This window comes from Methanobrevibacter sp., assembly GCF_045636185.1.
In the GTDB taxonomy this organism is placed as follows: Archaea; Methanobacteriota; Methanobacteria; order Methanobacteriales; family Methanobacteriaceae; genus Methanocatella.
In genome coordinates this window covers 21,194-28,952 of sequence record NZ_JAZTXC010000061.1, presented here as the reverse complement: position 1 = coordinate 28,952, position 7,759 = coordinate 21,194, and the positions used below count along the sequence as shown (strand labels likewise).

General features: G+C 32.4%; 8 protein-coding genes. 2 read left to right on the top strand and 6 right to left on the bottom strand.

The features are described from left to right. Nucleotides 1–137 precede the first annotated feature (137 nt). Nucleotides 138–1,253 carry a tyrosine-type recombinase/integrase gene (locus ACKI3Q_RS03895; protein ID WP_407414457.1) on the bottom strand — a complete coding sequence of 372 codons (1,116 nt, stop codon included), beginning with the start codon at nt 1,251–1,253 and terminating at the stop codon, nt 138–140. Between the two features lie 333 nt (nt 1,254–1,586). On the opposite strand from ACKI3Q_RS03895, the gene ACKI3Q_RS03890 reads away from it, so the two are divergent. Then, nucleotides 1,587–2,210 (top strand): DUF3800 domain-containing protein, encoded by a 624-nt coding sequence (locus ACKI3Q_RS03890; protein ID WP_407414455.1) that lies wholly within the window; start codon nt 1,587–1,589, stop codon nt 2,208–2,210. A gap of 304 nt (nt 2,211–2,514) precedes the next feature. Here the strand turns inward: ACKI3Q_RS03890 and ACKI3Q_RS03885 are convergent, their stop codons facing one another. Beyond that, entirely contained in the window at nt 2,515–3,072 is a 558-nt protein-coding gene (locus tag ACKI3Q_RS03885) for a TIGR00296 family protein (RefSeq protein WP_407414453.1), read from the bottom strand. A gap of 8 nt (nt 3,073–3,080) precedes the next feature. Continuing rightward, nucleotides 3,081–4,451 carry a TldD/PmbA family protein gene (locus ACKI3Q_RS03880; RefSeq protein ID WP_407414451.1) on the bottom strand — a complete coding sequence of 457 codons (1,371 nt, stop codon included), beginning with the start codon at nt 4,449–4,451 and terminating at the stop codon, nt 3,081–3,083. A 112-nt stretch (nt 4,452–4,563) separates the two neighbouring features. On the opposite strand from ACKI3Q_RS03880, the gene ACKI3Q_RS03875 reads away from it, so the two are divergent. Then, nucleotides 4,564–5,757, top strand: coding sequence for a GMC family oxidoreductase N-terminal domain-containing protein (locus ACKI3Q_RS03875; RefSeq protein ID WP_407414449.1), 1,194 nt, complete (start codon nt 4,564–4,566; stop codon nt 5,755–5,757). A gap of 4 nt (nt 5,758–5,761) precedes the next feature. Here ACKI3Q_RS03875 and pyrI read toward each other — a convergent pair whose 3' ends face one another. The 3 genes from pyrI to argC are packed head-to-tail and all read right to left on the bottom strand — an operon-like array spanning nt 5,762 to nt 7,753. Continuing rightward, the gene (gene pyrI, locus ACKI3Q_RS03870) at nt 5,762–6,232 is read right to left on the bottom strand and encodes an aspartate carbamoyltransferase regulatory subunit (RefSeq protein ID WP_407414447.1); all 471 of its coding nucleotides are present in this window, start codon (nt 6,230–6,232) and stop codon (nt 5,762–5,764) included. Then, on the bottom strand, nt 6,229–6,729 hold the full coding sequence (locus ACKI3Q_RS03865; RefSeq protein ID WP_407414445.1) for a flavodoxin family protein: 501 nt from the start codon (nt 6,727–6,729) through the stop codon (nt 6,229–6,231). The genes pyrI and ACKI3Q_RS03865 overlap by 4 nt, the downstream gene beginning before the upstream one ends. Before the next feature lie 10 nt (nt 6,730–6,739). Next, entirely contained in the window at nt 6,740–7,753 is a 1,014-nt protein-coding gene (argC, locus tag ACKI3Q_RS03860; protein WP_407414443.1) for an N-acetyl-gamma-glutamyl-phosphate reductase, read from the bottom strand. Nucleotides 7,754–7,759: the final 6 nt, after the last annotated feature.

The following is a 7,759-nucleotide window of genomic DNA, read 5'->3' as shown; positions in this document are numbered from 1 at the left end:
TAATGTGCTTTATATAATCAAAAATAGTTTTTTACTCTTCACTTAATAATAAAAATAGCATAATAATGTTTTAATGCTATTTAGAAAAAAATAAGAAAAGATAGTGGAAAGTATAATTTCCACAAAATTCAACAAAGCTATTTTGCTTCCTCCTGGCCCAGACGTTCCATGATGTTAGCTATATTAGCTTCCATTCTTTCAACTTTTTGTTTATATTCATTATTTTCCTTTTCCATCTGCATATATTCCGGAGATTTGATGGACAGTTTTTCGACATCAGTATTTATCGTAATGGCTGGCAGATGCTTGATATATTCATATTTCAAATCTTCAGGATTGATCATGAAGTAAGCCTGGTCGGTCTTGTTTTTGGCCTTGCCCTGCAAATCGTTCACGTTATCCAAACTCATGCCGTCATTGTACAATGCTGAAGCATGGAATTTCCTGAGCATGTGGCTTCTGAATCTGCTGTAATGTCCGACTCTGCCGAGGCCAAGTTCATCATTGATTCTCTGGAAATATCCAATAAAGTATGTTTCATACATCCTGAACAGTTGGCTTTCCGGAGTTACATTGTCTGTCCTTGTCAGAATATATGCATTGATGGCTTTAACCGCTTCAGGACTGCAGTAGGTAGTGTAATACTTGTTTGTTTTAATTCTCCTGAGGTTAAAGGTAGGTATCACATTGTCATTGTCATTCAGATAATCAATTATCTGATAGATGTTCATTCTTTTGTTCGGCAGATATTCAGATAAGGCATCGATATAGTCCTGAATTGTCAGGCTCAATGTTTCGGCTCTGGCACAACCGCTTGAGCAGGAAAACAATATTATAGCTTTCATTACTGGTGGGGAAATTGCTAAAGCTTCCCTTATGATTTCCTTATCAGGCAAATCTTTATAATAGATTGGTGTTGGTTTTTTCACAGATTTCATGTTCAATCTTGGTAGAGGATTGATTTCAATGTCATAAAATCTGTAAAATTTTGAGACGACAGACATGTGTATTCTAACTGTGTTTATAGAATATTTGTCTAAAAGGAATTGTCTGTATTTAAGCAGTTTATGTTTAACACGGCGGTGTTTCCATTTGACATTGTCTGCTTCATCTTTTTCCGCTTCATCAAGCAGTTCCTGAAGGTTCATACCATAGAATTCACAATACTTCTTCATTACTGACCTATTCACTTTTCGTGTTTCGTGTGAATAGTTGTTTGTTATAAATATATTTTCAAGTAGCTCGTTATCCATACTTAACACTTTTATAATTTGATATTATAAAAGGTAGAGTGAGAGAGCACTTGAAAAGTAATTGATATTTCAGATGGTATCATCATTTATATCACTTTAAATATCATTAATTATTTTTTTCTCTCAACTTTTCTATATTATAGTTTAGATTTGGCGGGTTAATTAAATTTGTGGATAATAATTGTGATATTTCAGTAATTTTTATTTTTTTATATATTAACTATGGAAAATTATTATGAAAATATTTTGAAATGGTTATAAGAGAAATTTGATTAAAAGATAATAAATTAGGCGAATTTTAACCAATAAAATTCAGACTCCTAAAGTTTTTCAATGATTAAACAAAAAGAATATAGTATGGATTATATTTATATTGATGAATCAGGAGATTTGGGTAGTGATTCAGACTATCTAATAATGGCTGCTATAATTGTTGATGATAGTGCTAAACTAGATAGGATAATAAATAAAATCAGAAGAACCAATAAAAAGCAATTAGGTAACTCTAATGAAATAAAAGGAACAGAAACCAAACCTCATATTAAGAAGAAAATTCTCAAAAAATTAAATAAAATTGATTATCATGTTATTGCAGTAGTATTTGACAAGAAAAATAAATACAAAATTAATTATGACTGCAACAACAACTTATTATATAATATCGTTGCTTCAAAACTGGCAGAAGAACTGCCCATTACAAATAAAACATCCATAATAATAGATAAATCAAAAAATAAGGAAAAGTTTCGTCAAGAATTCAACAACTTATTTGTACCAAGTTTGAATAATCCTAAAAACCATTCCATAACAATAGAACATGAAGATTCCGTTAACCTCAAAGGTTTGCAAATGGTCGATGTAATATCATGGTCTGTTTATCAGAGTATTGAACACGAAAATAATGAATATGTTGACTTAATCGAAAATATAACTGTAAAAAGAGTATTTGAAGATTAGAGAACCCCAATGCCGAAATAATGTCGCCTCCCGTGGAGACGAAGCTTAGAGGGGCTGAACTTCTAGAAGTTTTTACCTCCTAAATCTACAATTAAATATATAATATCAGCTATATTTAAAGTTTTGCAATATATATTTCAAATCTAATTTTCCAAATAATTGTTTTAGAATCATATATGATGGAATTATAGATAATTTAGACTATTTTGAAATTTTATTATTTTACTTTTCTGATTTAATAAACTGTTAAACAAGAACAAATCATAAGTAATTGATATTTTCAATGATGTCATCATTGTTATCACTATTTAAAAATTTGGCCTTGGAATTTATACACATCACAGCTTTCATCCATCCAACTGTCTGCACTGATCCCTGCCTTCATACAAGTATGTTCTAAAAACATTTCAACATCAAATCCATTTTCCGGTGCTACTTGTGGGAGAAGCAGTCCTCTTGCATATCCTTTTTGAATAATCAGTCCGTCACGTCCGATTTCAATCTCATCAAAGTATTGGTTCGGATGTGCAACTTCAATTAATTCTGGTTGTGTTAAAACTGTTACTTCAAATTCCAGGTCACCATATTCATCTGTTTTTAATGCAGGAAATCTTGGATCTTCAAATGCCGCAGAAATTGCCACATCTATTGTTGATTCGATTAAACTTTTAACAGGTTCAGGATATCCAATGCATCCTCTCAATCTTTTTCTTTTATTTAATGTTACAAATACACCTAACTCTTGTTTTAATTCATCGGGACAATCTTCCGGTACAGATATTCTTCTATTTGTTTCTAAATATACTGATATTGCTTCTTTAGCTATTTCTACTAAATATTGTCCATTTTCTTCACTAATCATATTATCACCTAATTGCTTCCTCCAACCATTGCATCAATAATTCTTGTGTGCGGTCCGCCATCTCCTACATATGCAGTTTGCCCTCCTTTTCCACAGAAACCTGCACTTAATTTAAAGTCTTTTCCTAGGGCATCTACATTATTCAATGTTTCAAGAATATTTCCAGATAATGAGACATCACGAAGAGGGGTTGTTAACTCTCCATTTTTGATTTTAAATCCTTCTGCAGCATTGAATTGGAATATTCCTTTTCCCGTATCAACTTGCCCTCCTCTTGAACCTTTAAGATAAATTCCATCAGGTATATCTTCTATCAATTCTTCAAAAGTCATATCTCCTGGCTGTAAATATGTATTACTCATTCTCACGATAGGAGCATCACTAATACTTGATCTTGCATTTCCTGATGATTTCATATTTAGTTTTGATGCAGTTTCTCTTGAAGATAATAATGAAATTAATTCTCCATCTTTAACCAATTGATTTGGCTTTGTTTTTGTTCCTTCCACATCATAAGGGTAGTACCCAAACCCGTCTTTTATCGTTGCATCATCGTAAATATTAACAATATCTGAAGCGATTTTCGTGTTTAATTTATCTTTAAGAATGGAATCATTTTGTAATATTATGTCTGCTTCAGTAGCATGGCCCAATGCTTCATGAATCATTACTCCAGTTAATTCAGGGTCTGCTATTACTTTAAATTTGCCGGATGGTGCACTTTCGGCATTTAATAATCGTTGAGCCTTATCACCTATTTTTCTTCCAAATTCTTCAATGTCTTCATTAGCAAGTAATTCGAATCCTTTGACTCCACCAATACTTCCATGTCCAAATTGTATTATTTGCCCATCTGTTGCTGTAGCATTGAGGGCCATTCTAAGGCGACTTGTTTTTACTTCAATTTGGCTTCCTTCGCTGTTTAGGAATAATTCATTTGATTCGGCGTCTGAATAGCTGACTGTTGTACTGTTGACTTTTTCAAGGGTTGCACTATCGCTAGCTTCTTTCATTATTGCTTGTTTTTCTTCAATTGATATGTCTTTGAAGGGTATTTTCGCATCAGTTGCTATTTTATCTTTAATGATTTCACTTTCTGATAATTCAACATCTCCTTTCAGTGAATTTGAAAGTTTTAATGCAGTTTCTGTAATTTCATCAAATTTTGATAAATCTGTTGTGTATGCAAATCCCCAAGCTCCATTATTCAAGACTCTGATTCTTGCAGAAATATCCATTCCAGCATTTATCTCATCAATTTCTCCATCTTTCATTAATATTGATGTTGAATTGCTTTTTCCTGCTCTAATATCAATATACTCAACTTTGGGAATTGTTTTTTCTATAACTTTTTCAAATAAGTTAATGTATTCTTCCATTCTATCGCTCCAAAAGTTTAATCATTAAATACTTTGGATTTCATAATACTTTAATATTTATAGTGAGAATATAAATATAACAATCGACATATTTATTAAATGGTGATTTTTGATGGTTATTATTGTAGGTAGTGGTGCAGGAGGAGCTATAATAGCTCGTGAATTAGCAAAAGATAAAATTCCAGTAACGATAATTGAAAAAGGTCCATATATAGATTCTAAAGATGCATTTAACTATTATGATACGTATGATGATAGTGTTGACTTATTGACTACCACATGTGTTGGGGGTGCAACAATTGTTTCAATGTCCAATATGGTCAGGGCATTAGATGAAGAATTGCATGAATATGGTATAGATATCTCAAAAGAATATGAATATGTTGAAGAATTGATTAAAGTACATGATTTGGATGACTCACATATCGGCAGAGGTACACAATTATTTTTAGATGCTGCACGGGAACTTGGATTAAAAACACTTAAAATGCCAAAAGCTATCCGGGAAGAGGACTGTATTCAATGTGGAAAATGTGCTTTCGGATGTCCTGCTGATGCAAAATGGTCTGGAAAAGATTTTGTTGATGAGGCTGTTGATGCCGGTGCAACATTCATAAGTGAAGCTGAAGTAACTGAAATCATTGTTGAAGATTCACAGGTAAAAGGAATTAAATACATAAAGGATAATGTTGAAGAAAGCATTGACTCTGATACTGTAATATTGTCTGCAGGAGCAATTGGATCAACATTGCTTTTAAGAAGTGCAGGAATTGATGCTGGCCATGAATTATTCTTTGATCCATTTGTAACTGTTGGGGGATATTTAAAAGATATTAATTTCAATACTGAAGTTCAAATGGCAGGTTTGGTTATAGGTAAAGACTTTGTTTTATCTCCACATTTTTCAACATTTACCTTTGATGATGATGTTGAAAGTAAGGATATTCTAAGCATAATGGTTAAAACGGCTGATGATGCTGTAGGTTATGTTGATGATGACGGGGATGTAGTAAAAATCAACACAATTAATGATATCAGGCTTTTGGCTGAAGGAGTAGCAACTGCAGGTTTCATTTTGGAAAAAGCAGGTGTAGATCCATCAACCATATCTTCTACAGTTTATAGAGGAGCACATCCCGGTGGAACTGCACCTATAGGAAAAATAGTTGATTCAAATCAGGAAACTGAAATTAATGGGTTATTTGTAAGTGATGCAAGTGTATTGCCTATTTCTCCAGGAAAACCTCCAATATTGACAATACTTGCATTATCAAAAAGACTTGCAGATTATTTAAAAAATAAATAGAAGATTATTCGAATTGTTTTTCGATATCTTCATTTTTTATTAATTTTTCACAGTAATGGCATCTAAGGACTGGTGGCTGAGATTCAATCACCTTAAATTTTGATTTTATAGGCTCATTTTCATAATTGGTGATGCATTTATCATTTGTACATTTTATAATGGAAGTAATTACTTCAGGAAGAATGATTTTATCTTTTTTAATTACTTCATAATCTCTAATGATGTTAATTGTTGCTTTAGGCGCTATTAATGCGATTTGATTTAATTCTTTAGTATCAATTTCTCTGTTTTCAATTTTAACAATGTCTTTTCTACCAGTTTGGCCGGATGATACATTCATGGCTACCGTAACGTTTATAATTTCATCGTCAGGCAGATCCAATATTTTAAGAATGTGCAATGACTTGTTTGCGGTAATGTGGTCTATTACTGTCCCGTTTTCGATTGCTTTAATCTTCAATTCTGATTTCATCATACTCCACCATACATTTTCAATACTAATGATTGAATTAATCCCTCAGTGTCATTAATTATGTCTTCAGGGCGTTTATCTTTTGTTACAAGTGAAAAACTTTCAACAACTCTTCCTCCACGTAAATATATTTTTTCTTCAAGCCTTTCGAGAGTTTCTTCACCTGATTCCGGTTTATTCATGGTTGTAAATAATATTACATCTTTTCCTTTCCAATTGCAGTTATCAACTAAAGTAATAATTGCAGGGGTAGGTTTATTTGCCCATGTTGGAGTTCCAATATAGATTAAATCATAATCTGTTAAGTTTATTTTTGAAGGTGAAATTTTTGTTTTTGATTCTCTAAATGCTTCTACAGATGATAAAAATCTATTTGCAAATCCTTTCCTGTTTTTTAAATCTTTAATTTCTATTATGTCTGCTTTTAAATTCATTGATAATGTTCTAGCCATTATTTTTGTGCTGCCGCCACTAGAATAATATACTATTAAAGTTTTCATCTTTTTCCCCCTACGGATGAAGACCGAAGTGTTTTAATCCAGTGCTCTCATCAAGTCCAAGTAAAATGTTCATATTCTGAATAGCTTGACCAGAAGCACCTTTTACAAGATTATCAATTACTGATAACATAACGATTCTTCCGGTTTCATCTATTTCAAATCCTCCAATATGCACAAAGTTGGATCCTCTAACTGAACTTAAATGCGGAATTTCTCCTTCATCCATTAGTTTAATGAAATATTCGTTTCCATATTCTTTTTCATATACTTCTCTTAATTCGTCAGTTGTAATATCCTTGATCAAGAAACTGTGGCTTGTAGTCTGGATTCCTCTGATGACTGGAATCAAATGTGGTGTGAAGGATACTTTCACATCATCAAAGCCATGTAATTCCTGTTGAATCTCAGACATGTGTCTGTGTGATGTAATTTTATATGGATTAAGATTATCTGCGATATTTGGGTAGTGTGTAGTTGAAGATGCATTAACACCAGCTCCGCTGACACCACTTTTTGAATCAATGACTATTCTATCTACTAAATCATTTTTTACTAATGGATAAGATGATAAAATAGCACCTGTTGGGAAACATCCTGGATTTGCAACTAATTTTGCTTTTTTAATTTCATCCCTGTATAACTCAGGAAGACCGAATACCCCTTTGTTTTCTTTATCGGTGTGTTCCATTCCATACCATTTTTCATAAACTTCAATATCTTGGTATCTGTAATCTCCACTTAAATCAACAACTTTGGTTCCGGTTTCTAAAATGCTTGGAACAATTTTCATTGATGCACCGTGAGGTGTTGCAGTAAAAACAACATCCGCATCTAACTCATCTGGTTGTTTATCTACAAATTCAAGTCCAGAATCCCTTATATGTGGATGAATTTTATGTGCAGGGGTACCATCATATTGTCTTGAAGTAATGTCTGTTACTTCAACTTCAGGATGGTTTAATAACATTCTTAAAAGTTCTCCACCAGTATATCCGCTTGCTCCAATTATTGCTACTTTATACATAATTTT